Raw genomic sequence first — 26,593 nt, forward strand, 5'->3', positions numbered from 1 at the left:
GCGCTTTCATGATTATTGGAAGAACATTATGACTTTTGAACATTATTCTTGCCCAACCGTAGAGGGAAGCTTCGTCGATTTGGACGGCGAGCGATACTACAAGATTTCTCATGTCGACCAAATGAACCCGTTTTTCATCAGTGTCGTGTCGGCCAGTGACCATTGGCTGTTTATTTCATCCACGGGCAGCTTGTCGGCGGGGCGTATTCGTCCCGAGAACGCGCTGTTCCCTTACAAATCTGTCGATCACATCCATGAGAGTGCGGAAAACACGGGTTCAAAAACCATCATTAAAGTTGCCAGCGAACAAGGCGTGGCGATGTGGGAACCGTTCAACCGCCATCATGATGGCCTCTACCAAGTTGAGCGCCATCTGTACAAAAACACCATTGGTGACAAGATTGTTTTTGAAGAGCTTAACCACACGTTAAAGCTTAAATTCCAATACAGCTGGAACACCAGTGAAGAGTTTGGCTTTGTTCGTCGCTCGCAAATCACCGATCTGTCAGGCACAACTCGAGAGATTGAGTTGATTGATGGCCTGCAAAACCTATTGCCATCGGGCGCACCGCTGTCTGCGTTGCAAACTCGTAGCGCTTTGGTCGATGCCTACAAATGGAATGAGTTGCTTGATGGCAGTTCACTAGCGCTCTTTACCATGTACGCAAAACTGAGTGATCGTGCTGAGCCAGCGGAATCTTTGCTCGCAACGACCGTATTCAGTGTCGATAACGATTATGGCCAGCGCTTATTGAGCAGCAGCCAAGTGAGCGCGTTCCGTCAAGGTCGTGAAATCCAAAATGAAACTCTGACCAAAGGCGTACGTGGCAGCTACTTGATTCACAAGTCTATCAAGCTAGAAGCAAACCAAAACAAGTCTTGGTTGATCATTGCGGATATCGATAAGAGCCATAGCGATGTGACGTCGATGCGTAATCGCCTTGCGCAGCCAGTGAACATGGCACAACAAGTTGAACAGAGCATCGCTGCCAACCAACAAGAGCTGATCAGTTTGATGTCTGGTGCGGATGCGTGGCAAATCACTGCAGAAGAAGAGACCAGTGTGCACCACTACGCGAACGTGCTGTTCAATAACATGCGTGGTGGGGTATTTGAGAACAATTACACCCTAGATAAAAAAGATGTGCTGGCGACGATTCGTAATGCCAACCGCCTTGTGTTTGAACGTCATGTTGCGCTGTTTAATGACCTGCCGGAACAGTTTACTCATGCTGAGCTTGTGAGCCTTGCTAAGCAGAGTGAAGACGCACAGTTAATCCGCTTAAGTTACGAATATCTGCCGCTGACGTTTGGTCGTCGCCACGGTGATCCAAGCCGTCCTTGGAACCACTACGAAATCAAGCTGAAAGATGACAATGGCGAGCGTTTGCTTTCTTACCAAGGTAACTGGCGTGACATCTTCCAAAACTGGGAGGCGATTGCGCTGAGCTATCCTGGCTTTATTCAATCGTTCCTAGCCAAGTTTGTGAATGCATCCACAATGGATGGCTACAACCCATACCGCATCACCAAAGATGGTATTGACTGGGAAATGCTGGAGCCAGATGACCCATGGAGCAATATCGGCTACTGGGGCGACCATCAAATCATCTACTTACTCAAGTTCCTAGAACTGGCAGACAAGTATCAGCGCGATGATCTGTTAGCGATGATGCAAACGGATGTGTTCAGCTACGCGAACGTACCTTACGAGTTGTGTGATGTTGAGAAGTTGTTCGTCAATCCAAAAGACACCGTGACGTTCAATGATGAGTTGCAACACAGCATCGAACAACGCGTATCTGAGATGGGTAGTGATGGTCGATTGGTGCTTGGTAACGACAACGACGTGTACATGGTCAACCTGACTGAGAAAGTGCTAGTACCATTGTTGGCGAAACTGAGTAACTTGGTACTTGATGGCGGCATTTGGCTCAATACTCAGCGACCAGAATGGAACGATGCGAACAATGCGATTGTGGGTAATGGCTTGTCGATGGTCACGCTGTACTACATGCGTCGCTATGTCGCGTTTTTGCAGCAACTGTTGGCAGATGCACCCGCTTCGGTCAGCATGTCTAAAGAAGTGTTTGAATGGCTACTTTCAACCACTCGTATCTTGTCGGAAGCGGCAAAAGAGATTCGCCAAGAAACCGTAACTCGCCAAACTCGCAAAGCGATCCTGACTCAGTTGGAGAAAGCCGCCGAAGATTTCCGTCAGCGCGTATACCGTGTGAATGGTTTCTCGGGCAAAACCACCGTTGAAGCATCGGCTATCAAGCAGCTACTTGAGGTGAGTTTGACCGTGCTGGATTCGAGTATTGCTAGTAACTTGCGTGAAGATGGCCTGTTTAACGCCTACAACATCCTGACGTACTCAGCGGAAAGTCTGCAGGTGGAAGAGTTGTACCCAATGTTGGAAGGTCAAGTGGCAGCCCTGAGCGCCGGCGTCCTGACACCAGCGCAAGCGGTGAACTTGCTGGATAATCTGTTTGCCAGTGAGATGTACCGCGAAGATCAACACAGCTTCATGCTGTATCCAGATCGTGACTTGAGTGCATTCATGAACAAGAACAGCTTAACGGACGCGCAAATCAATGCGGTGCCGGTGTTAAGTTCGATGCTGAGTAAGGGCGATCAACGCCTAGTAAATGCGGATGAGCAAGGTCATTTCCACTTCCATGCGAGCCTAGAGAACAGCGGTTATCTTAAAGCTCAGATTCAGCAACTCCGTGGTGAGTATGCTGATGTGGCTGAAGAAGAATGGGAAGCGATTGAAGCTCTATACGAAGATGTGTTCAACCACAAAGCGTTTACTGGCCGCTCTGGTACCATGTTTGGTTACGAAGGTTTGGGTTGTATCTACTGGCACATGGTTTCTAAGCTATTGCTTGCGGTACAAGAAAACTACTTGGCAGCGCGTGAACTGGATGCTGATAGCGAAGAGACGCAAAAGTTAGCGGAATACTACTACCGAGTTCGCGCTGGTATTGGTTTCAACAAAACGCCAGAAAACTACGGCGCATTCCCAACAGATCCGTACTCTCACACACCAAAGCATGCTGGTGCGCAGCAACCAGGTATGACCGGGCAGGTGAAAGAAGAAGTGATTACGCGCTTTGTTGAACTGGGCATTTTGGTTGAAGAGGGCGAGATTCGTATCGACCCACGTTTACTTCATCGTCATGAGTTCTTGACCGAATCGGCATCGTTCTCTTGCCAAAGTGTGGCGGGTCAAACGCAAAGCTATGTGGTTGAGAAAGATCAGTTGGCGTTTACTCTGTGCCAAGTGCCGTTTGTGTATCAACTTGTGGAGTCGAAGATTCAAGCTGGTATGGTATTAACTAAATCCAATGGTAAGCAGCTTGTTGTTGAGGGTTTGGCGCTATCGAGCGCGTTGAGTCAGCAAATCTTTACACGCTCTGGAGAGGTTGAGAAAGTCGTTGTGTCGATTCCAACATCGCTCTTAAGAGCATAAATCGCTGAAAAACAAAGGCCCCGATCGATATCGGGGCCTTTTTGTATCTGTATTCAGCCAAACCAGTTGGTACGACTGGAGTGTGGAGATCATCGTTTTCCGACAGACTCTCGCACGATTAACTCTGGCGTCAGTTTATGCTTAAGTGGGCGCTCTTGTTTATGTACTAAAGCAATTACCCCTTGAGCGGCCTCACGACCCATTTCTCGTACTGGGAAGTTTACTGTGGTCAGTTTTGGACGAATATGTTGGCTGTGGCTGTCGTTATCGAAACCGACAACTGAAATGTCCTTCCCAATCTCTAAACCACGTTCGTACGCGACGTCATATACCGCGAGTGCGATATTGTCGTTATGGCAGAAGATGGCGGTAATTTCAGGATCGCGGTCAAGCAATCGACGAGCACAGGTATGATTTAACCCGCGATCTTCATGGTCAAAGCGACCTTCTACAATCAGGTTAGTGTCGTAATCAATACCATGTTCAGTGAGTGCGTTACGGTAGCCTTGTAGACGATCTCGACTATCGATCTTGCTCAGCTGGCCAGTAATACAAGCCACTTTAGTATGGCCGTTTTCTAACATGTGCTTGGTTGCGAGATAGCCGCCCAACTCGTTATCGATAAAGATGCACTTATCTGCAACCTCGGGAATGTAGCGGTTGAGCACGATGGTTGATGGTGTCTTCTCAATAACCTCAATCAATTCATCGTCTGACAGCATGTCTGAATGAATGATCAAACCGTCGACTTGCTTAGAACGCAGGAAGTTAATTGAATCGATTTCACGTGAATGTGATTCTAAACCGCTGGTCACGATCAGATGGTTATTGTTTTCGCGTACGGTGTTTTCTGCGTTGTGCATCAAAGGGCCGTAGAAAGGACCATCTAAAGAACCAACCAGCATACCGATACTGTTTGAACGGCTAGATGCCAAGGCTTGAGCAAACGCATTCGGCTTGTAGCCCAGCTTTTCAATCGCATCAAATACCTTTTTACGGTTGGCTTCTTTGACTGTCGGATGGCCGTTTAGCGCTCGTGAGACAGTAGATTGAGAAACTTTCGCCAGCTCAGAGACTTCTTTAATCGTGATCAATGGGAAGTACCTTATCCATTCTAATTATCGAACTATGTTACTCGCCGTTTTCTATTCGTCATAGAGAAGGCATCACATTTGTCGACTTGGTCGCGCTCTGGTCTACCAAACGAGAGCCATTGGTGTATAAATTCAACAAAAATGCGCACGTGAAATCACGCGCATCTGAAAGTTCGAAAGTGCTTTCAAAAACATTAAGACTCGTTAGCCCATAAAAAAAGAGAGTAAAGGACAGAAGCAAAAGCGAATGTGATCTTATTCTCTAATTTTCATCAGCTTATGAAACAATAACGAGATTTTACAAATTCTGTTTACTGAATTATCTCCCTTTTCTCTGGTAACCTAAAGAAAGCGCTTTCCTTGATTTCATGCCAAAACAGCATTTCAACACCAAGGCTTATGCTTTTAGACGTATTGTAGTGAGCTTTTTAGAATGTGTTACAGGGGCTTTGCTTTGAGGAGTGTGATTGTTTTAGGCGCGTTCTTTAAGGGCGACTTAGTTTTGATGGATTTTAGCACTGAAATAGTGGAAGGCCCTTTTTTACAGGGGTTCTAGAGCATCGATAGAGCTTTAGAACGGTGTGATATTCACATTGTTGCATCCTGAAAATCGGCATCGAGCTGGTGCTATGAATGCAGACTCATTATCCGTTAATGAGCTTTTTGAGCTGCTTGTATGATCAATCACTCAAACTAATGATCAAATGTATCAATGATGTGATCTATACACTAAGAAAACGCTTTCTTGGTGAGTGTGATCACTTTTTAGCTCGCTTTTTGTCCATATAATGCCGTCAAAAGCGCTAGGAAATAGCCTTTTTGCTGATATTTGGGGAATTTCTGTCTTTTTACCTCAAGCATCAGCTCAGTTTGCTCATTTCTGGCAAAAAAATTTGCCTCATTAAGAAAGCGCTTTCTTGGAAATGCAAAATATAATAATGATGGAGTTATCATGAAAAACTTTAAGGTTTTACCTCTTACCCTAGCAGTGGCTGCTTCGTTTGCTTCTCTACCTTCTTTTGCTGCTGATTCTGAGATTGAAGCGCTTGAAAAACGCATTCAAGAATTGGAAACAAGAATTGAAACTGGCTACGTCTACGATCAGCAACCTGCTGTATTAACACCAGAAACGGAAGTGCCATTAGGCATCGTATTCTCTGGTTACGCACGTTACGGCGCGGGCTACCAAGGCAGTGATGCTCTGACAGTGGGCACGGCTGGCGCATTGAACTCAAACGCAACAGGCCGTTTAGGTAATGAACAAAACGGCGGCGAATTCCAGTTAGCTCGTGCCTTCAAGAGTGATGGTGGTGCAATCTGGGATCTCGTGTTTATGTTGGATCACTGGGCAGATGCTTCATGGGCTGACGATGGCGGCGTAAACGTGAAGAAGATGTACGCTGGTGCGACAAACCTATTCGAATCTCAGCCAGACCTTTATGTTTGGGCTGGTCGTGACTTCCATCAACGTCCACAAACCGATTTGAACGACTACTTTTGGATGATGCACGATGGTCAAGGCGCAGGCTTCTATAACCTAAACCTTGGTGGTGCGATGTTGGACTTCGGTGCGGTAGCTCAAGTTGAAGGCGACATGGTAGGTGACAACGGTCGCTACGCAATCACAAGTAAACTTCACAGCATCAAACTGGGCGAGTCTGCGAATTTAAGCCTATACGCCAACTATGGTTTTGCTTCTGAAAAATTGGATGGCGAAGATGTTAGCGATGTAACGGCATACCAAGTCGCGGGTGAGCTATCGATGTCGGGTCAACGTGTAATTGTTCGTTACTCTGACAACGCAAAAGACAGTGTGTTTGACCTAGCTGACGGTCAAACAGCAACACTAGTGAGCTTTGATGGTAGCACTTCATTGACTGACAAAGCGGGCATTCAATACCTAGCTGCTTACCAAGCACTTGAAGTGGAAGGTGATGAGAGCCGCGTCAACTACAACGCGATTGTTCGTCCAACTTACCAATGGAACGATATCCACTCTACGTGGCTAGAAGCGGGTTACAGCGTGGTTGATTACGATGACATCGACGCAACCAACAGCTCTTGGAAAATGACGCTATCGCAAAACATGGCGATCGGTCCTGAAACTTGGTCTCGTCCAATGCTGCGTTTCTACGCGACAGTGGGTAATGCAGACAACGAGTACACAGGTTTTGATTCAGTAACAGGTGAGAAGATTTCATCAGACGTGGATACCGTGACAGTAGGTGCCATGTTTGAAGCGTGGTGGTAAGCCAATACGTGGATTCTTAACTCAAGTGCGGCTCTTGGGGGCCGCGCTCACTCCATTGGCAATATGCGAGAGGTAATGCCCGAGCCGAGAAACGATTTGCAACATACTATCTTGAATCGACTTGGGGATCTTACGGGGGAGCTCGATTATATTGCAGTGAATGGTTACCCATTCATAGCCGCTGGCATAGCGGCTTTTTTTATGCCGGTAAGAAATGCTCTTTGCGGTAACTTCTCGGACTGTGCTGAAACTTCTGTTTAAAGCATTTCGAGAAATAGTTGCTGTCCGAAAATCCACACAGTTCGGCGATGTGCTGTACCGAGCGCTCGTTCTCTTCACACAATAACTTTGTCGCGTAGTTCAGCTGCACATCACGCAAATACTGGTTTGGCGACGTGTCTAAAAACTGGCGAAACAGCCTTTCTAACTGACGTTTACTGATGAAGGCTGCTTTCGCAATTGCATCGCTGTTTACGCCGACATCACTGAAGTGCTGCTCGATAAATACCAAGGCACGGCTGAGTGCAAGTGTGGTTTGTGGCAACTCTTGGCTCTGGTCTTGATACATTCGGGAAAGAGCAATCACCAACTGCTGCATTAAGCTGGTTAGCATGACTTCAAATCCGGGCTGTGAGGCTTCATATTCCGACTTCAAATCTGACAAAAGGCGCTCGATTTCTGGCAATTGCTGACGGTCGAGGGTCAGTTTGGCTTTGTACTCGGTGGTTTGTCTCGCGATTGGTTCGACTTTGAACATGGCTTGGTAACCGGATAACTGGCGCATCGAAGGGATTTCAAAAAACGGCGTGCTGGAGTCAAACATCAAATTAATGATCTTGAGTTTGTTTACGTCTCGAAAGCCGTGCTCTATGTCGCCATTAATCACAAATACATCACCTTTGCGCAGTGGGTATTCGTATTCTGCTACCGTGTGTTTACCGCTGCCACTGACCACTAAAAACAGTTCAGAAAAGTCATGTTTGTGGGCGGCAAAATCACAATGGTGATGTCCGTCGACGTAGGCAAACTTGAGATGACTGTGCTTCTGATGTGCTTTAAGTTGGTAGATGATGCTCATGTCGCGATATTCCTTTTTACTGTCGTCATTTTGGTAGAATGGCGCATTCGGTCAGCATACTATTTCCCCATAGAAAAACGAATTATCATCGACGTTTTTTGCCCGTTTTTGCTGGGCTGGCGACGTTTTTTAACTTGCCTTCAATGCCTGTTTAGCTGGTGAAAAGAGCGATGCCAATAACGACTTGCGCGACTTTAGTGACCCGTTGTCATTCAGCGCGCTGAAATACGAAATAAAAATGAACGGTTGTGGGTTGTGTATGAACAATAAACAAATTAGCCAAGCGCAAAAGAACCTCGTCCCTGTAAGCCGACAAGCGGCAGCTGAAGGGATTGTACTTCTCAGAAATAATGACGCGGTTTTACCTCTGACCGCGCAAGATACTCTTTCTCTGTTTGGTCGCTGCCAAATTGATACGCACCGCAGCGGCACAGGTTCGGGCGGGGCAGTGAATGTGCCTTACGCGATCAGTGCGCTAGACGGTTTGCGCGCTAATGCAAAGGTTCGTTTGAATGAAGAGTTGGTTGCGGTCTACCAAGATTGGATTGCAGAGCACCCATTTGACGATGGCGGCGGTGGTTGGGCGGCGGAACCTTGGTTCCAACAGGAAATGCCACTGACTGATGAACTTGTGGCCAAAGCGGCATCGAGTTCCAACAAAGCCATGGTGTTTATTGGTCGTACCGCTGGTGAAGACCAAGACAACGCCGACGAGCCGGGCAGCTACCGTTTAACTGCAGAAGAAGCGGACATGATCGCTAAGGTCAATCGCTACTTCAACGACGTGATCGTAGTGATGAACGTCACCAACATCATGGACATGGCGTGGTTAAACACTATCGAAGGCAATCAATCCATCAAAGGTGTGCTCTACAGCTGGGCTGCGGGTATGGAAGGCGGTCATGGTTTGGCGGATATCGTTTCTGGCGAGCAATCGCCAAGTGGACGTTTGACCGACTCGATTGCTTATGATCTTGCCGACTACCCATCATCGGCGAACTTTGGGCGTAAAGATTGCAACATCTACGTTGAAGATATCTACGTGGGATACCGTTACTTTGAAACCTTCAATCCTGAAGTGGTGCAGTTTGAGTTTGGTACTGGCCTATCGTACACCGATTTCAGCCGTGATTTGGTCGAGTTCACAACCGAAGGGCAAGGCGCAGATGCTGTGCTGCACTTTGATGTTGAAGTGAGCAACGTTGGCTCTGAATTTGCCGCCAAAGAAGTGGTGCAGCTTTATGTTGAAGCGCCCCAAGGCAAGCTAGGTAAACCTGCTCGCGTGTTGGCGGGCTTTGCTAAAACAGAAACACTTAAGCCTGGCGCGAGTGAGTTGGTTCGTATCTCAGTACCTGTTGCTTCGCTCGCTTCTTATGATGACAGCGGTGCGACCGGACATCGCAGCTGTTATGTGCTGGAAGCAGGTTGCTACCAGTTCTGTATTGGTGAAAGTGTACGTCACGCTAAGCCAGTTGCGGCGACGTACCAATTGGATGACACATTAGTCGTTGAAGTATTGAGTGAGGCTTGTGCGCCAATCCATGAATTTGAACGCATGAAGCCTGCACAAAAGAGCGACAATGGCACGTATGCGTTGAGCCATGAAATGACGCCACAACACAGCGTTTCTTTAGCTGAGCGTATCCAAGCTAATATGCCTCGCACGTTCGAGCTGACCGGCAACCAAGGCATCAAGTTGATGGATGTGAAACAAGGCAAAGCGAGCCTAGAGGACTTTGTCGCGCAGATGTCACCGGAGCAACTTGCCACTATCGTTCGTGGTGAAGGTATGTGCAGCCCGAAAGTGACACCGGGAACGGCAGCCGCGTTTGGTGGTGTATCGGACAGTCTGTTTGAACTAGGTATTCCAACGGCAGCGGCAGCAGATGGACCGTCAGGTATTCGTATGGACAGTGGACACAAGGCAACGCAAGTACCAATTGGCACTTTGCTTGGTTGTACTTGGAACTCCGCCCTAAACGAAGAGCTGTTCTTCCTAATTGGTGAAGAGTTGCGTGCCAACCACATCGATACCTTGCTTGGCCCTGGCATCAATATTCATCGCCACCCTTTGAATGGACGTAACTTCGAGTACTTCTCTGAAGATCCGTTTATGACGGGCGTAATGGCGGCAGCGCAAACTCGTGGTTTAAGCAAAGCGGGTGTGTCGGGCACCATCAAACACTATGCGGCGAACGATCAAGAAACCGCTCGTGTGGATGTGGACAGCATTATGTCTGAGCGTGCACTGCGTGAAATCCATATCAAGCCGTTTGAGATGGCAGTGAAGCAAGGTAATGCGACCACCATCATGACGTCATACAACCCAGTGAATGGACATTGGGCGGCATCCAACTACGACTTAAACACCACTATTCTGCGTAATGAGTGGGGCTACACCGGTATTGTGATGACGGATTGGTGGGCGAAGATGAATGACCCAATCGAAGCGGGTGAAGAGAGTAAAACCTTTACTTCATTTATGGTGCGTGCACAAAACGATCTTTACATGGTGGTCGAGAATGACGGTGCAGAGAGTAATGCGATGGGCGATGACACGCTAGAAGCGCTAGAAAACGGCACGCTGACCATTGGTGAGTTGCAACGCTCTGCGATGAATATCTGTCGCTTCATCATGGCCGCTCCAGTCATGGAACGACCGCTGAAAGCTTACGAACCAATCAAAACCTTTATTGCACAAACTGAGCAACCAAGTGAAGAAACGCATTCCGTTGAACAGGAAATTACCTTGAATACGAAAGTGAACGCTTCGGTTGTGCTTAAGGTGGACGAGGAAGGTGTATACCAGTTCAACGGCATGATGAAGTACGAGCGTGATTCTCTGGCTCAATCTTCTTGCAGTCTATTCCTCAATAAAGACTTCAGTATGACGTTACCAATGCATGGCACGGACGGTGAATTGATTACGGTAGAAGGTTTGACGGTGAAGTTGAATCCTGGGTTCTACACCTTGGATATTAACTTTGTTAAGCCGGGTTTAGAGCTGGAAAAAATCACGATTATCAAAGAGTAATGGTGAATGATTGGCGTGGATTTATAAGTATAAATAATAGTGTGATTTACTGGATAAATTTCTTCAAAATTCCTCAAAAAGTCACGTGACATTTTGTGCAAAAGATATACAATCCGCGCCACAAAATAAATCAATAATGTTAGCTGCCTCACAGTTTTCTGTGGGGCAGTTTTAGTTGTAGGAAAGGTCCAAAACACATGCCTAAAAGCCAGAATATCAACCAACGTATGTCCATCGTGGCATTGGCTTGGCCGATACTTGTCGAAATTTTGCTACGGACGGCTTTAGGAACCAGTGACGTATTCATGTTGAGTGGTTACTCAGACAAAGCCGTGTCTGCGGTTGGGGTAATCACACAATTAACGTTTTTCCTGATCATCGTTTCTACCTTTGTCAGCAGCGGCACGGGTATCTTGATCGCGCAATACAATGGCGCAGGGCGTGAAAAAGACTCCGTTGATGTCGGTGTCGCCAGTATCGCTTTGTCGGTGATTGTAGGTGCTTTCTTGAGTGTGTTGGCCGTGATTGGCGCAGTGTTCTTTTTGCCGTATTACGGACTAGAGGCTCAAGTTGAGCAGTACGCGCGTGAATACTTGCTGATCAGCGGTGCGATGACGTTCAACGTTACTATCGGTATCGTGTTTACCACGATTCTGCGTAGCCACGGTTATTCACGCTCGCCAATGGTGGTTAACCTAATTTCTGGTGTGTTCAACATCATTGGTAACTACATTGCGCTGTATCAGCCGTTTGGTTTGCCTGTGTATGGCGTTGAAGGTGTTGCAGTAGCGACAGTCGTGAGCCAAGTAATCGGTACGCTATTGTTGGGCGTGATTTTGAAACGCAGCAGCATCGAACTGCCAATGTCTAAGCTCAAACAAGTGCCGAAAGACGTGTTCAAGAAGATCCTAAAGATTGGTGGCATGAACGCCGGTGAAGTGCTGTCTTACAACATGGCGCAGATCTGCATTGTCTACTTTGTGGTGCAAATGGGTACATCGTCGCTAGCCGCGTTTACCTATGCGCAAAACATCGCGCGTTTCTCTTTCGCGTTTGCGCTAGCGATTGGTCAAGCGGCTCAAATCCAAACGGGTTACTACATTGGTAAAGGTTGGGTAAGCAGCATTCTGAAACGCGTGCAGATCTACTTCTTGGTCGGTTTTGCTGCATCAACGGCGGCAACGTGTTTGATTTACCTATTCCACGAAGAGATTTTGAGCGTGTTTACCGATCAGCCAGAAATTTTGGCATTAGCGGGCGCATTGGTGATGGGTTCTATCGTGTTAGAAGCTGGCCGCGTGTTTAACCTGATCTTCATCTCGGCACTGAAAGGCGCTGGTGACATCAAGTTCCCAGTACAGATGGGTATTCTGAGCATGTGGGGCTTGGGTGTAGTGTTCTCTTACATCTTGGGTATTCACTTGGGCTACGGCGTGATTGGTGCGTGGATGGCGATTGCGCTGGATGAATGGGTACGCGGTATCATCATGGCAAGACGCTGGCGCTCTCAAGTATGGACCAAGTTTAAGGTGAGTTAACCTTATCTTTTACTCGCTCTAAAACGTAAAAAAGGCACTGAAATTCAGTGCCTTTTTGCTATCTATTCTGCATTGATAAGCTGTTTTAAAACTCACACTCTGCTTGGAAACACATACGCTCTTTGCTGTACGGATGGTCCAACTCCAACATCTCCGCGTGCAAATGCAGACGGTCGGCTTTTTCGCCATACAAGCCGTCGCCAACCATCGCCATGTTCAAACCCATGTGGTGAGCACTGTGTACACGGAGCTGGTGGGTTCGCCCAGTTTTCGGGTACATGTACACCTTGCTGCGCCCGTCTTTCACTTCAATCAGCTGCCAGTAAGTTTCTGCAGGCTTACCGTGCTCAAAGCACACTAGCTGACGTGGACGGTCATCTGGATCGCCACGCATCGGGAGCGAGATTTCACCTTCAGACTCGGTCAAGACACCTTCTAGCAGTGCCATATAACGCTTTTGTACGCCGCGAGTGATGAACTGCTTTTGCAGGCTCTTGTTGGCGTGTTTGGTTAAGGCAAATACGAGAATTCCCGACGTCGCCATATCTAAGCGATGAATCACGAACGGCCCTTCGACATCTGGGAACATTTTTTGTAGGCGTGTGTACGCCGAATCCTTGATGGTTTTGCCCGGAACAGAAAGCAGACCCGATGGCTTGTTGACGATCACCATGGCTTCGTCTTGGAACAGAATTTCCAACTCTTTGTCTTCTGCCCAGTTCTCTGCTAATGGGTTTGGTTCCACATCCAAGCCTTGCAGCATATGCCCCAAAATAGGTTGGCATTTGCTGTTGCAAGATGGGTAGAATTTTTTGTGCTGACGCACTTCAGATTTCGGCGATACGCCCCACCAAAACTCCGCCAATGCAAGTGGCTGATAACCATGCTTGTACGCGAACTGAAGCAGTTTTGGCGCCGCGCATTCTCCCGCACCTGCTGGTGGTACTGGATTGGTGGTCGGAGCAAAAATGTCCACCAAATCGCGCTCGGCACTGTGGTTATCCAAGAAGCGGTATTGCTTATGCAGTTTGTGTTGTAGCGCGTTAGACAAATCTTTGCGCTGCTCTTTTAGCTCTACCAGTTTTTGCTCTAGCTCAGTTAAGCGCGCTTCTTTGATTGCCAGCTTTTCGTCCCAAGCTTGTTTGAGGTACTTGAGTACATTCTTCTCAGCGACGCTTTGTTTACCCAAATCATCCAGTAGCGCTTTTAGATCTTCTGGATTTAAGGTTTGCTCGCCTTGCTTACGTTGCTGTTTTCGTTCTGCACGACCGGCAATCATCACTTGGCGATGGGCATTTTCTTCTTGCTGATACGCTTCGCGGTCGGCTTTGATTTCTGCTTTCAGTTGTGCCAATTCTGGGTTGGCAGCAAAGGCTTTGTATTCCGCGTTCGCAGCATTGATAGCATCTGTCTCACCTCGGAAGAAGCCTTCTTCTGTCAGCATGTCGAATACGGGCGGAACAAAACCCGGAAGCAAGTTTTGATCGGCAATCTTGCCAGAGAAAGCGCTGAAATAGCCAAGCTCACCTTGCGGGTTACGCACTAGCAAAACACCGAACATTTTGCCGCGTCCGTTTTGCTCATCCTCAAGGCCGAAATCGTGTTCGAAATCAGTTTGTGTCATTAGGTGCTGCTGCAATTGCTCGGCAGCCAACACACACAATGGATTAGGCGTGTAGTAGAACGGAAACGTAAACTGCGTTGGCAAGTCGTAGCCAGAAATATCCGCAGTAAATCGAGTAAAGCATTGTTCAGGCGAGTGCATGAGAGTGAGTCCGCGCGAAATAAAAATCGAGCACGGATTGTACCTGTTTTGGCTGTGATTACTATCTTGAGCCTAGCTTACCTTGTTCAATTCAGCTTGAGATTCACCCAATATCCTGTACCTTAGCGTGATTGTTTTTTGCAGCCGTTTTCATTCGCAGAGTGACCTGTGCTGCTTATTTTTGAGTTGAAGTCATGTCACAAGCTAGCATCAAATTTATTGCCACCGATATGGATGGCACCTTGCTTGACCAATATGGTCGTTTAGACCCTGAGTTCTTTGACCTGTTTTTGCAGCTAGAAGAGAAGGGCATTTTGTTTTCGGCAGCATCGGGTCGTCAGTATTACAGTTTGCGCGATACGTTTGCGCCGATTCAAGATCGTATGATTTATGTGGCGGAAAACGGCACCTTGGTGATGTACCAAGATAAAGAGCTATACAGCTGCACTATTCCAAAAACAGAAATTGATGCGATCATCCAAGCGGCTCGTGAAGTTGAAGGCACGCACCTAGTGCTGTGTGGTAAGCGTTCGGCTTATATTGAAACCAAAGATCCTAAAGCGTTGGAAGAGTTCCAGAAGTACTACCATCGCTGTGAATACGTGCCAGATCTACTGGCCGTTGACGATGATTTTATCAAGGTTGCGATCTGTCACTTTGGTGGTTCTGAAGAGTTGGTTTTCCCAACCATGAGTGCGAAGTTTGGTCACAGCCATCAGGTTGTGGTGAGCGCGAAGATTTGGCTGGATGTCATGAATGCTGAAGCATCAAAAGGTGCGGCAATCAAACACCTTCAAGAAACCATGGGCTTTGGTCCTGAAGAGACCATGACGTTCGGTGATTACCTGAATGACCTAGAGATGCTGCAAGTGAGCGAGCATTCCTACGCAATGGAGAACGCGCACGAAGCGGTGAAGAAAATCGCACGCTTCTCAGCACCAAGCAATCGTGACTCTGGCGTAATGAAAGTGATCAAAGAGAAAGTGCTGTAATTTCTGCCTCACCAATTTCGAACATAAAAAAGCCCCGCAGCTTAGTGAGCGGGGCTTTTGTTTATCTGAAGTTCAGTATCTGAAGCTAAGAGTCTGAAGCCAAGTATCTGACGCTAAGTATGCGTCTAATCAGCGGACGTATTTCGCCGTCGCACTGACAAACCAATGTTGCAACTTGCCATCTGGGTTCTCTACCCACAGGTCGTTATGGTAGCGGTAGATGCGACCATTTACGGTGAGGGCTAGCGTGTTGTCACCGGTTTGCTCCATGCGAATAAACTGATCAGAAGTCACCAAAAACGGTTCCAAATCATCCGTGTTTGCGCCTTTGTACACGACAAAGTAACCAAACATGTTACCCGCGTCAGGGTCTGTAGAATGAATGCGGCGTCCAACCAGCGTGTAGTTGTCGTTGAGTGCTTCTTCGAGAGTTTGCGCACCTACAGTTTCGTGAGATGGGATAAACACCCAAGCCAGCACACCTATCGCGATCACTAGCAGTAATAGCACTGCTCGCATGAAGTTTTTCATCATGGTTATCCGTTTAACGTTGGAATTTCATTTTGTACATGCGCTTATCCGCTAAATTGATCAGGAAGTCAATGTTGTCGGTGTCTTGCGGGTAGCATGCCGCCCCGAGGCTGGTTGATAGAGAGCTTGCTTGGTCAGACGCAAAAATAGGCTTCTCAAACACCACATGAATGTGACGCTTCGCTTCTTCGATATCTTGCTTAACCGTTGAATTAATCACGACAGCAAATTCATCTCCACCCATTCGATAGACTTTAAAGTTATCCAGAGCCATATGCTTCAAGCGCTCGGCGACTTCGGTCAATGCGATATCACCCGCTTGGTGTCCTAGCGTATCGTTAATGTTTTTAAAACCATTTAAATCAAGCAAAAGCAGGGAAAAGGTCGTTCCTGACTCCTGCTTGTTTTGTAGGTCAATAAACAAAGCGCTTCGGTTAGCCAAACCGGTCAGTGAGTCGCTTAATGCAAGCGCTTTGTGGAACTTCGATTCCTGTTTATAGAAATACGTCATTAAGGCTACCGTGATAACGAAGATGCCTAGCAAGAGGTATTGCGCTTGAAGTAGGTCATAGGCCTGTTTCTGTTGCTGCTTATAAAGCGGGCTCGCGACACGGAAGTGCTGGGTAACGTAATCGATCATCTCCATATAGAGATTTTGTGTTGCGCGATAAAACTGACTGGCCGCAACGCTGTTACCAGTTTTGGCTTCGACTAAAATGGGCTCAAGCTGCTGAAAGCGGTCAAACAAGGAAATAAAGTACACACGAACCTCTTCTCGGGAGAGGAAAGAATCGACTTCTTTGTTATGAATCAAAAGGTCAAAGCGGCTCCAGGCGAGTTCGTATTGTAATTCGGCGCTATCAAAATTATTGATGCTTTCGTTTAGGCGCCTAGCTTCGCCAACCAGTTCCGATAACTCTTTGGATAAATGAAATAAAAACCAAGTCGCTTGGTTTTGTTGATCCGAATAGGTTTTGGTCAGTGCGCGCGTTTCCTGCAGTAGCACGATGTTGGCTACCAGCAGTGTGGAAGCAAAAATCAGAAGTAAGGTTTTGCTTCGGGATGAAAAAGGTCCCTGCTTGGGAACGTTGGGCTGTACTTTCATTCTTCTTCTTTCGTACTGATCCTATTGATTTGCCAAACCATTTGGGAGTGGTAGTAACTGATATCAAGCTCTGGGTATTTTGTGACTGGGTAGATCAGCCAATATGGTCCCTTATTGCGAACCTTGATGTAATTATGGTCTTGTTTATACGCAATGATAGGTTGGTAACGAAGGATGTCTTCACGTGAAATATAGGAATGGTAGTCATTCATTGCCCGTACTTCGACGTGCTGAGGGACTTCACCGAATGTGTGCTGTAAAAGTGTACTGAGTTTTACGCCATTAAAGTCGGCGGGTTTTTCAAGCCAAGGCAGAGCGGTGGTATAAGTGGTTTGAGGCATCGACTCAAGGTCTGACAGTGCCACAACGATATTGGATTTTTCTATACTGCTAAACTGTATCGTGTTTGCAAAAAGTGTGGGTGCAAACAAAAGTAAAGCGAGTACTACGGTTTTTCTCATCTTGTGCCCTTTGAAATTATTGCCCTTGTTTCGGCAAGATCGCGTCATAGGATCGATCTGCTGAAATCTCGGTTATATAGTTATTAATAATAGAGCCAACTTGATGAATTTATATAATACGTTATGGGTGAAAAGTAACCGTTGGTGGAATATACGTCAAGGTTAATAGCAGAGTTAAAAATACAACTATTGAATGAATATGTTATTTCGCTCATTTTGTGCGCATTTTGCATCGCGTTGTCTAACTTTCGCGACACTTTCATCTCATTAGGAGAGACGATATGTTTGATTGGTACTACAAAGTTATCCTCAACTATACCAACTTTAGTGGTAGGGCAAGACGCCAAGAGTATTGGTACTTTACGTTAGTCAATGTGTTGGTCAATTTGGTGATGGGGATCATCGATCGGGTCATTGGCAGCGTGATGCAAATGGACAATTTTGGCTTCTTCGGTGTGATTTATGCGCTGTTTATTATGATCCCGTCGATCGCGGTGACTGTACGTCGTCTACACGATTCAGGAAGAGTAGGTTGGTGGGCGTTAATCGCTTTTGTGCCAATCATCGGTATTTTGGTGCTGTTGTACTTCTTGATTCAAGACAGTGAAGAAGGCTCGAACCAATACGGCGCGAACCCTAAATATCAGTCGTGATAATGACAGACGTGATGGCGGCTGCTTTGATGGTTTGATTAGAGTGGGCTTAGATGCCTGAGCCCACTTGGAAATAGACGGCGCTGTCTTCATCGCTAAAGGCGAAGTCCATGCCTGCTTGTAAGCCGTAACGGCGGGCGATGAGGTAACGAAAGCCGACACCATAAGTGTATTCTGCATCATGTTCGAATAGCGACTCATTTGTTGACGCATAACCAAAGCCACCAAAGATATTGGTCGACCAACGAGTATTCCACTGATAAGTCAGTTGAGACTCCACTGATAAGGTTTCGTCACCTTGATAGCGATTTCTCGCTACGCCACGCAGTTCGATATCAGGGTAAGACGCTGGCGGTAGAAAGCGTTCATCGGTGTAAAGAGACTTGTATTGTCCTCGCAGTGCCAACGACCAATCGTCTGCCAACTCCCAATAGTTAATCCCTTCCACATCCAATTGTTCGTATTCGTAATCACTGCCAATGGCATCGTTGTACCATAGGAACTCCGCTTTGTAGTTGTAGCCTTGAGTGGGACTAAAGAAGTTGTTTCGGTTGTCCCACTCTAGCGTCAACCCTAATCCGGAGGTAGTGGGGGAAGTATTGGTCAGTGTTTGCAGTAGTTTGTCTGCAATAGGAGAGTTGGCGATTTTCTGATCGGTAACGAAATAGAGCTGCTTCACACCAACAAACAGCGGCGCATCAATAATGCGGTATTGAAGATGATTGAGCATGCCGCCGCCAGTAATCTCGAAATCTAATCCCTGACCATTGAATACGCTGTCTAACCCCGGCAGCGTAGATTGCGGGTAGAAAGTCATATTAAAGTCGCCATAACCGACGCCACCAAGGTAACGAACCGTGTCTTGTGCCCAAGTGCGTCGATGGCCAGCAAACCCCATCCAAGTGCCGTTTTCGGTTGCGAAGCCACCCACAGCGGTAATAGCAGGAGTCAAAAGTTGAGCACCGCCATCGAGTGAGGTTTCCGCCAGTTTGCGCCTTTTTTCTCGCTGCTCATCGGATTCATGCAAAAACACACCAGTAAAACCCAAGCCGTAGCCGACAGCAGGTTCGGTAATCACAATTGGTACTGGTAAAAAGCCGTAGGCGTTTTCAGCAAGGTATTCGCCCATATCCAATTGCCCATCAATAGGATCGAAAAAGCTTATCGCCTCGGCAATAGGAGAGGTCGCTAACAACCCGAAGCAAGTTGAGGTTAGCAGGGCTGACGTCGTTTTTTTCATAGAGTACTAATAGTAATTGAATGATGTTCGATTACAAGTTAGACGTCATTTCGCTAAATTTCAATGGGGGTTATGTAAAGGTAAAGTGAGTGTTTTTAGAATACAAAAAGCCACCCAATAATTGGATGGCTTTGTATAGAGAAGATTATTAAACCGTTTGGTTTCCACGCACTTCTATTTGCTTGCGGCGTTAAAATTGGCGTTAAGCAAATAAGTACTTAGCGTGGAAGTTCAAGTGATCAGCGATAAAGCTTGAGATAAAGAAGTAGCTGTGGTCGTAACCTGGCTGCATGCGCAGTTCGACTTCAGAATCATGGGCTTTTGCTGCCGCCAGTAACACATCAGGTTTTAATTGCTCAGCAAGGAAGTTATCGGCATCACCTTGGTCTACCAAGATTGGCAATGGTGATTTTGCTTGCTTTAGCAACTCGCTTGCGTCGTACTGCTTCCAGCTTTCGATATCAGTGCCTAGGTAAGCGGTAAACGCTTTTTGGCCCCAAGGACATTGCATTGGGTTACTGATTGGGCTGAACGCTGAAATTGAACGGTACTGATCTGAATTTTTCAGACCAATGGTGATTGCACCGTGACCACCCATGCTGTGACCCGAAATCGACTTAACATCTGAAACAGGGAAGTTGTTTTCAATGATCGCAGGCAATTCTTTGGTGATGTAATCGTACATATGGTAGTGGCGTGACCATGGCTCTTGAGTGGCGTTTAGGTAGAAACCTGCGCCTTTACCCAGATCGTAGTTTTCGTCGTCTGCAACGTCGTCACCACGTGGGCTGGTATCCGGTGCCACTATGGCGATACCTAACTCAGCCGCCATGCGAAACGCACCGGCTTTCTGCATGAAGTTCTCATCGGTACACGTCAAGCCAGACAACCAGTAAACCACAGGCACTGGGTTTGATTTGGTTGCATTTGGTGGCAAGAAGATCGCGAAGCGCATGTTGCAGTTCAAAGCGCGAGATTCGTGAGTGTACTGTTTATGCCAACCACCGAATACTTTGGCTTGGCTTAGGCTTTCAATGGTCATGGATAATCTCTCGATAAAACAATGATTTTTAACGGCGGACAAGACCGTTAAAGACAGCGGATGGCTCTCTTCCCAAAAGAAAACGTGTTCAAGAAAGAAGAGAGCCTATTTCAAATTTTCAAATATCAGTCACATTACGTGAGCAGTTATCTTGGATTACTTATCCATGTGAAGAACAGTACGGATCGATTCACCTTTGTGCATCAATTCGAATGCTTCGTTCACGTCTTGTAGACCCATTGTATGCGTGATGAATTCTTGTAGACCGAACTCACCAGCCATGTAGCGGTTTACGATTTCTGGAAGCTCTGAGCGGCCTTTAACGCCACCGAAAGCAGAACCACGCCATACGCGACCAGTTACTAGTTGGAATGGACGAGTTGAGATCTCTTGACCTGCACCAGCAACACCAATGATGACTGACTCACCCCAACCTTTGTGACAACATTCAAGTGCTTGACGCATCACGTTTACGTTACCGATACACTCGAATGAGTAGTCAACACCACCGTCTGTCATCTCAACGATAACGTCTTGGATTGGTTTGTCGAATTTCATTGGGTTGATGCAATCAGTTGCGCCAAGTTGTTTTGCTAGTTCGAACTTGCTCTCGTTGATGTCTACACCGATGATCTTGCTTGCACCAGCCATACGAGCACCGATGATTGCAGAAAGACCTATACCGCCTAGACCGAATACAGCAACAGTGTCGCCTTTTTCAACTTTAGCTGTGTTTAGTACCGCACCCATACCAGTGGTTACGCCACAACCTAGAAGACAAACTTCTTCAAGTGGTGCTTCTTTGTTTACTTTTGCTAGTGAGATTTCTGGAAGTACTGTGTACTCAGAGAAAGTAGAACAACCCATGTAGTGGAAGATTGTCTCACCGTTTACAGAGAAGCGGCTTGTGCCGTCTGGCATTAGGCCTTTACCTTGAGTTTCACGAACTGCCTGACATAGGTTTGTTTTGCCAGATTTACAGAACTTACACTCACCACATTCTGCTGTGTAAAGCGGAATTACGTGGTCGCCAACTTCAACGCTTGTTACGCCTTCGCCAACCATTTCAACGATACCGCCGCCTTCGTGGCCAAGGATTGAAGGGAAGATACCTTCTGGATCGTCACCTGATAGAGTGAATGCGTCAGTGTGACAAACACCAGTAGCAACGATGCGAACAAGAACTTCGCCAGCTTTTGGAAGTTGTACATCAACTTCTTCCATTTTTAGCGGCTCACCTGCAGCCCATGCAACCATTGCTTTTGATTTAATGTGAGTTTGACCTGGTTTGATTTCAAGTGCCATTGGATGTTTCCTTTATATTCTCAGTATATAGAGTGACGTCATAAGCGTAGTTGAGTGTTTCTCTCTGCGCTGCGTCGTTTTGTTGGTGCCCATTTTAGGTGTTTCACGAAAAATGATAATCCGGTTAAATTGAAAATGATTTTTACGCATCTGTAATAATGGGTAGTTGGAACTGTTATCTGTGCAAGCAAGCAAATAAATAAGTACCAGAAAAATCGCATTGCCGTTTGACCTCAACTGCGGTTGAGGTTTTATTGTGTCGCCACGACGAAGAAACAGCGAGTTAGGATCAAAATGAACAACACGGATTTACAGGCTTACTTGGATAAAATAGGTGTTGCACAAGCCTTAGACATCAATATTGAATTATTGTTCAAGTTGCATATCAATCAACAGAGAAAATTACCGTTTGAGAATTTTGATATTGCGTTAGGAAAGGGTGTATCCATCTCTGAACGAGACATTATCGACAAATTGGTTTATCACAACCGTGGGGGATATTGCTTTGAGTTGAATGGCTTGCTTTTAAGGGTACTGCAAACTCTTGGGTTTGATGCGCGACCATTATTGGGACGGGTGCATTTATCGGGTACACCGTTAGGCAGGACGCATCAGTTTACTTTGGTCACCATGGGCGATGAAAAGTGGATCGTCGATGCTGGCTTTGGCGCTAATACGCCGAGAGCACCATTACCATTTATTCTTAATCAAGCCATTCATACCGACACCCAAACGTTCCGTTTTATTGAAGACCAGCGCGTTGGCTATATGCTTCAAGTTCAATCTTATGATGATGAAAGTCAGTGGCTTGATATGTACAGCATGGACTTTGAACACGTGTTTGATGGCGACATAGTCTGCGGCAATCACTTTGCCTCTACCTCACCCGCTTCGCGCTTTACCTCAAGTCGAGTCGCTACTTTGTCGACAGAGTCGGGGATCATCACACTGGCGAATTACACCTTAAAGCATCGTACTAACGGTGAGGCGACGGAGATTGAGCTTGAAGCAGGCCCGGCTTACCTATCTGCACTCAAACAACACTTTGGTATTGAGCTGGATGCGGAATATCAAGATCTTAAACCGCTACCGATCGCATCGCGTGCCTAAATGGTAGGGATTGGTCTATTTGTGTTTTTTGTTATTTTAAATTATTGATTATAGACAGCATGATGAACTTGGGGACTTAGGAGAGTACTCAGTTGGTGAGGTCTTCCGCTCACGCTTTGGCAGCTTGTTTGTGATTCTTGAGAAATTCGCAACGGGCGAAGCCAGTGATCACTTCTTGATTGATACTGAGCAGCAAACGCTGACTGATCTTAAGGGTGAAGTGAAGCGCGATATTCTGAAGACTGAGTAACACTCCGAGAGAAAAATGGAAAGCGCAGCTCAGTCTGCGCTTTTTTTATTTGCGCTGTATCCCAGTAAGTGGTTTTTCAAAGGTTTACTTTTAATCATGGGAAATCAATGAGGTAAATCATGCGCTTTGAATACATACTTGATGATGCAGTCACCCCAGCTCTCGATGCAAAGCTAAGACATTTGCTTTCTACTTGCTTCACCAAAGAGCAAGATAAAATCTTTCAGACTCAACGATACTTCCGTGAAATACCACGACATCGCTACCTTATTTGGGATGGCGAAATCCTTGCAGCGCATATTGCTGTGCACGAGAAGCAAGTGATGATAGATGATCAATCCTTTCCCATTAGCGGTATTGCGGAAGTCTGTGTGCAGCCTAACTTTCGCGGGAAAGGACTGGTGAAAACATTGCTCAATTCGGTGCATCAGGATGCTATAGAGCGAGGAGATGCCTTTTCCATATTATTTGGGCGAACGCACGTCTATCAGTCCAGCGGTTATCAGCCGACAGATAACTTACACATGGAAGTTCAACCTAATCAATGGGCTAGTATCAGTGATGCTATGGTACGTTCTCTGAATATCACTTGGCCGCAGCAAGTTGTACATTTAGTCGGCTATCCTTTTTAAACAGGTTTTCTCTGCATTTAACTTTGTGTGAGAATACGCATACATAGAATTCCACAGGAACCACATTCATGGCGAATTGGGAAGGCGTGAGCGAATTTGTCGCGGTCGCAGAAACCAACAGCTTTACAGGCGCAGCAAACAAACTTAAAACGTCGGTGGCTCAAATCAGCCGCCGCGTGTCAGCGTTGGAAGAGCGTTTAGCGGTTAAATTGCTGCACCGAACTACGCGCAAAGTCTCTCTGACCGAAGCGGGACAACTTTATTATCAGCAATGTAAACACCTTGTCGAAGGTCTAGAGCTCGCAGAGTTAGCGGTAACGCAGATGCAAGCCGAGCCGAAAGGTTTGCTCAAAGTGACTGCACCTGTGACTTACGGCGAAATGAACCTCGCGCCGTTATTGCACCGGTTTATTGAGAAATACCCGCAGGTGAATCTGGATTTGAATCTGACTAACCAAAAGTTAGATTTGATTGAGCAAGGCGTCGATGTGGCGATTCGTCTTGGACGCTTGCAAGACTCTAGTTTGATTGCCAAGCGCTTGTCATCTCGACAGCTTTACGTGTGTGCTAGCCCTGCTTACTTAGATCGGTCTGGTGAACCGCATACGCTTTCTGAGCTGAGCCATCACCAATGCTTGGTCGGTACCGCCGATTACTGGCATTTTAAAGAGCAAAAGCGCGAGAAGTCTTTGCGCGTTTCTGGCCGAATCAAATGCAACAGTGGTTTTGCTTTGGTCGATGCGGCAAAACGTGGCTTAGGCTTGGTACAGTTGCCGGACTACTACGTACAAGAGGCGTTAGACAATGGTGAGCTGGTGGAAGTGTTAACCGATTACCGAGACGATCGTGAAGGTATTTGGGCACTGTACCCACAAAACCGAAACCTGTCGCCAAAAGTGCGTTTACTGATTGATTTCTTAGCTGAAAACATGAGCTGAGAGACAGGCTAAATGAGAAAAATAAGCCAAGTTGCTATGAAAGCGACCTGGCTTTTATTTTTTGTCAGTGGGAATTACTGCTCGTTTAACTCCGCATCTTCGCGCTTGATGACCTTGTGGCCGTCTTCCGACACTCCCTGTTTCCAATAGCTGCTGATGTAGATGTTTTCGCGGTCTACATCCATTTCGTTGCGGAAGTACTGACGCAGTGCGCGCATTGAATCGAATTCACAAGCACACCACACTGCGGCTTCACCTTGTTGCCATTCAAGTTCACGAACTTTGTCTGCGAGAGGTTGCTTAGTAACCCAATGAAGCTCCATGCCTGCCGGCGCTTCGATAGGTTGAATATCCGCCTCAGAAATTACGCTGATCACCGCATAGCCTTTTGCAACGGCTGGTAGAGTTCGAATTTTTGCTGATAGAGCAGGCAACGCTGTCATATCCGCCGCCATAAAGAACCAATCTGCTTCTGTGTTAAGGTTCGAAATGCTCCCAGGGCCTACGATGCTGATTGTGTCGCCTTCTTTCGCCGCCATTGCCCAGCGCGCCGCAAAGCCACATTGTAGGTCTTTGGTGATGTGACGTACGAAGTCGACTTCAATCGTGCATGCCTGTGGATCGAAGCGGCGAATGGTGTAAGTGCGCATTACTGGGCGATTTTCCTCAGAAAAGCCTTGGATATCTGTCCCCCCAACTTCGTTGAACAGCAACTTAACATAGCTGCCTTCGCAATCGAGCGGAAAATTGCCTAACGCCTCGCCCTGCAGAGTAATACGCTGCATGTTCGGCGTAATGGTTTGTGTTTTGATGATCTCGAGACTTTTAGGTTGTGGCTTCTTTTTCATTTTAGTTTTCACCTTGCGATTTTTGATAACTATTCTCTTTCGCATTAAGCGTAGCAACTAATTGTACGGCCAAACAGCATTTTTACCTACCTTTACACCTTCGTCGGTTCGCAAAAGTCAGCATTTCAAAAAACATCACGAGTTTTCACAACTTCTAACAAGGTTAAATATTGGTTGCATTTGTTAAATTCAATGTGATTCCGGTCATTTTTTAGCGCGTATTTTTTGACATGAATAAAGTTGAATATAGCCTGTGCGGGCGTCGTTGGTATGTGTTTTTGTGCATATCATGCTGTTTAATTAAATGATGAATATAATAATGAGCTTAATAAATAAAAATTTCCAAATAACTGAGTCAGATATCAAAAAGTTCCAGCAAGATGGATTTCTTCTTCTAAAAGGTGTTTTTTCCCAAGAATTTATTAGTACTGTAAAAAATAAAATCGACAATGATATCTCAGCACCAAGTGATAAATATCAGTCAGGTTTTAGCCGTATTGCTTTTGACTTATTTGAAGGTGACGAGACGATTGCATCTTTAATGACTGACACGCATTTTAGAAAGGTAATGAATCAGCTGTCTGGAAAAGAACTGCTATATACACAGGGATTGGGATTTGAGCTTAAGAAAAATGATAGTAAAGGTTTTCCTTGGCACATAGGAACGCAAAGTTTTGGCTATCAACAAGCTGAGGATTTCGGTTGCACCATATGGACCCCGCTTGTTCCTATTAATAATAATGAGCAACAAGGTGGAATGGCTTACGTTCCTAAATCAAAAGTATCTGGAGAGTTTCTGTACAACGATATCGATCCCGTTGTGTTTGAAATGACTCAGAAAAAAATCGAAACCAATTCAGACCTCTCTCTAGAAGAATTCGTGCACCTGCGCGATGGGCCGCTAAATGATGCTGCAATGAAAAAGATTCTCGACTTCTTCGCAGTACAAGATGATTATGAACTGGGCGATGCATTGATCTTCGATAAGCATGTTATCCATCGTAGTGTGTTCTTGAAAGATGGGGCGATTGATGCGCGCGCGGCGTTTGTCATGCGTTTTGTATGTTCGGAATCTAAATATGATAAGAAACGAGCGTTAAACCTAGAAATTCCAAGAGAGCACTTTAAATATAAAGGCCCAACTCGATTCCACTTAGATGTGTGTAAAGAAGATGGTGAGCTAATAAAGAGCAGTATCTTATTCAAAGGCGATATTGAAACAAGAACCTTAGCCACTAACTAAAGGAA

The 26,593-nt window shown here is 46.3% G+C and carries 20 protein-coding genes and 1 pseudogene; 11 read left to right on the forward strand and 10 right to left on the reverse strand.

Annotated features, from left to right (window positions below; translation table 11 throughout):
* Positions 1-28 precede the first annotated feature (28 nt).
* Positions 29-3,478 carry a hypothetical protein gene (locus GXP65_RS04680; RefSeq protein WP_162092156.1) on the forward strand — a complete coding sequence of 1,150 codons (3,450 nt, stop codon included), beginning with the start codon at positions 29-31 and terminating at the stop codon, positions 3,476-3,478.
* 89 nt (positions 3,479-3,567) lie between these two features.
* Here the strand turns inward: GXP65_RS04680 and GXP65_RS04685 are convergent, their stop codons facing one another.
* Positions 3,568-4,572, reverse strand: coding sequence for a LacI family DNA-binding transcriptional regulator (locus tag GXP65_RS04685; RefSeq protein ID WP_162092157.1), 1,005 nt, complete (start codon positions 4,570-4,572; stop codon positions 3,568-3,570).
* Positions 4,573-5,524: 952 nt separating this feature from the next.
* Between GXP65_RS04685 and GXP65_RS04690 the strand changes: the two genes are divergently transcribed.
* Entirely contained in the window at positions 5,525-6,823 is a 1,299-nt protein-coding gene (locus GXP65_RS04690; RefSeq protein WP_005428254.1) for a carbohydrate porin, read from the forward strand.
* 199 nt (positions 6,824-7,022) lie between these two features.
* Here GXP65_RS04690 and GXP65_RS04695 read toward each other — a convergent pair whose 3' ends face one another.
* Positions 7,023-7,901, reverse strand: coding sequence for an AraC family transcriptional regulator (locus GXP65_RS04695; protein ID WP_162092158.1), 879 nt, complete (start codon positions 7,899-7,901; stop codon positions 7,023-7,025).
* A gap of 259 nt (positions 7,902-8,160) precedes the next feature.
* Here GXP65_RS04695 and GXP65_RS04700 point away from each other — a divergent pair, with 259 nt between their 5' ends.
* Together GXP65_RS04700 and GXP65_RS04705 are read left to right on the forward strand one after the other, a co-directional pair.
* On the forward strand, positions 8,161-10,935 hold the full coding sequence (locus GXP65_RS04700) for a glycoside hydrolase family 3 protein (RefSeq protein WP_162092159.1): 2,775 nt from the start codon (positions 8,161-8,163) through the stop codon (positions 10,933-10,935).
* A gap of 197 nt (positions 10,936-11,132) precedes the next feature.
* A complete protein-coding gene (locus GXP65_RS04705) occupies positions 11,133-12,473 on the forward strand; it encodes an MATE family efflux transporter (RefSeq protein ID WP_005434790.1) in 1,341 nt (446 codons plus the stop codon).
* An 85-nt stretch (positions 12,474-12,558) separates the two neighbouring features.
* Here GXP65_RS04705 and GXP65_RS04710 read toward each other — a convergent pair whose 3' ends face one another.
* A complete protein-coding gene (locus tag GXP65_RS04710) occupies positions 12,559-14,238 on the reverse strand; it encodes an RluA family pseudouridine synthase (protein ID WP_162092160.1) in 1,680 nt (559 codons plus the stop codon).
* Positions 14,239-14,432: 194 nt separating this feature from the next.
* Here GXP65_RS04710 and GXP65_RS04715 point away from each other — a divergent pair, with 194 nt between their 5' ends.
* Positions 14,433-15,230 carry an HAD family hydrolase gene (locus GXP65_RS04715; protein ID WP_162092161.1) on the forward strand — a complete coding sequence of 266 codons (798 nt, stop codon included), beginning with the start codon at positions 14,433-14,435 and terminating at the stop codon, positions 15,228-15,230.
* 129 nt (positions 15,231-15,359) lie between these two features.
* Here GXP65_RS04715 and GXP65_RS04720 read toward each other — a convergent pair whose 3' ends face one another.
* Genes GXP65_RS04720 through GXP65_RS04730 form a run of 3 tightly spaced genes read right to left on the reverse strand, consistent with a single transcriptional unit; the run spans position 15,360 to position 17,327 of the window.
* Entirely contained in the window at positions 15,360-15,764 is a 405-nt protein-coding gene (locus GXP65_RS04720; RefSeq protein ID WP_162092162.1) for a hypothetical protein, read from the reverse strand.
* Positions 15,765-15,774: 10 nt separating this feature from the next.
* Entirely contained in the window at positions 15,775-16,866 is a 1,092-nt protein-coding gene (locus tag GXP65_RS04725; protein ID WP_038888511.1) for a GGDEF domain-containing protein, read from the reverse strand.
* The gene (locus GXP65_RS04730) at positions 16,863-17,327 is read right to left on the reverse strand and encodes an oxidoreductase (protein WP_162092163.1); all 465 of its coding nucleotides are present in this window, start codon (positions 17,325-17,327) and stop codon (positions 16,863-16,865) included. The genes GXP65_RS04725 and GXP65_RS04730 overlap by 4 nt, the downstream gene beginning before the upstream one ends.
* Before the next feature lie 281 nt (positions 17,328-17,608).
* Between GXP65_RS04730 and GXP65_RS04735 the strand changes: the two genes are divergently transcribed.
* Positions 17,609-17,980, forward strand: coding sequence for a DUF805 domain-containing protein (locus GXP65_RS04735; RefSeq protein WP_005428270.1), 372 nt, complete (start codon positions 17,609-17,611; stop codon positions 17,978-17,980).
* Between the two features lie 49 nt (positions 17,981-18,029).
* Here the strand turns inward: GXP65_RS04735 and GXP65_RS04740 are convergent, their stop codons facing one another.
* The 3 genes from GXP65_RS04740 to GXP65_RS04750 form a co-directional block, all read right to left on the reverse strand.
* Positions 18,030-19,220, reverse strand: a complete 1,191-nt coding sequence (locus GXP65_RS04740) for a BamA/TamA family outer membrane protein (protein ID WP_162092164.1) — start codon at positions 19,218-19,220, stop codon at positions 18,030-18,032.
* 202 nt (positions 19,221-19,422) lie between these two features.
* On the reverse strand, positions 19,423-20,262 hold the full coding sequence (gene fghA / locus GXP65_RS04745) for an S-formylglutathione hydrolase (protein ID WP_005428252.1): 840 nt from the start codon (positions 20,260-20,262) through the stop codon (positions 19,423-19,425).
* Positions 20,263-20,418: 156 nt separating this feature from the next.
* On the reverse strand, positions 20,419-21,567 hold the full coding sequence (locus GXP65_RS04750; RefSeq protein ID WP_005428461.1) for an S-(hydroxymethyl)glutathione dehydrogenase/class III alcohol dehydrogenase: 1,149 nt from the start codon (positions 21,565-21,567) through the stop codon (positions 20,419-20,421).
* 294 nt (positions 21,568-21,861) lie between these two features.
* Here GXP65_RS04750 and GXP65_RS04755 point away from each other — a divergent pair, with 294 nt between their 5' ends.
* From GXP65_RS04755 to GXP65_RS04770, 4 genes and pseudogenes are all read left to right on the forward strand, one after another.
* A complete protein-coding gene (locus GXP65_RS04755) occupies positions 21,862-22,677 on the forward strand; it encodes an arylamine N-acetyltransferase (protein ID WP_162092165.1) in 816 nt (271 codons plus the stop codon).
* 64 nt (positions 22,678-22,741) lie between these two features.
* Positions 22,742-22,927 (forward strand): annotated as a pseudogene (locus tag GXP65_RS04760) (hypothetical protein); the annotation flags it as partial.
* 119 nt (positions 22,928-23,046) lie between these two features.
* A complete protein-coding gene (locus tag GXP65_RS04765; protein WP_162092166.1) occupies positions 23,047-23,559 on the forward strand; it encodes a GNAT family N-acetyltransferase in 513 nt (170 codons plus the stop codon).
* A gap of 68 nt (positions 23,560-23,627) precedes the next feature.
* Positions 23,628-24,497, forward strand: a complete 870-nt coding sequence (locus GXP65_RS04770) for a LysR family transcriptional regulator (RefSeq protein WP_162092167.1) — start codon at positions 23,628-23,630, stop codon at positions 24,495-24,497.
* A 74-nt stretch (positions 24,498-24,571) separates the two neighbouring features.
* On the opposite strand, the gene GXP65_RS04775 is transcribed toward GXP65_RS04770, so the two are convergent.
* The gene (locus GXP65_RS04775; protein ID WP_162092168.1) at positions 24,572-25,345 is read right to left on the reverse strand and encodes a siderophore-interacting protein; all 774 of its coding nucleotides are present in this window, start codon (positions 25,343-25,345) and stop codon (positions 24,572-24,574) included.
* A 319-nt stretch (positions 25,346-25,664) separates the two neighbouring features.
* On the opposite strand from GXP65_RS04775, the gene GXP65_RS25215 reads away from it, so the two are divergent.
* Positions 25,665-26,588, forward strand: a complete 924-nt coding sequence (locus GXP65_RS25215; protein ID WP_240334964.1) for a phytanoyl-CoA dioxygenase family protein — start codon at positions 25,665-25,667, stop codon at positions 26,586-26,588.
* Positions 26,589-26,593 lie beyond the last annotated feature (5 nt).

The sequence above is a fragment of the Vibrio sp. LB10LO1 genome (assembly GCF_010092875.1).
Taxonomy (GTDB): Bacteria; Pseudomonadota; Gammaproteobacteria; order Enterobacterales; family Vibrionaceae; genus Vibrio; species Vibrio campbellii.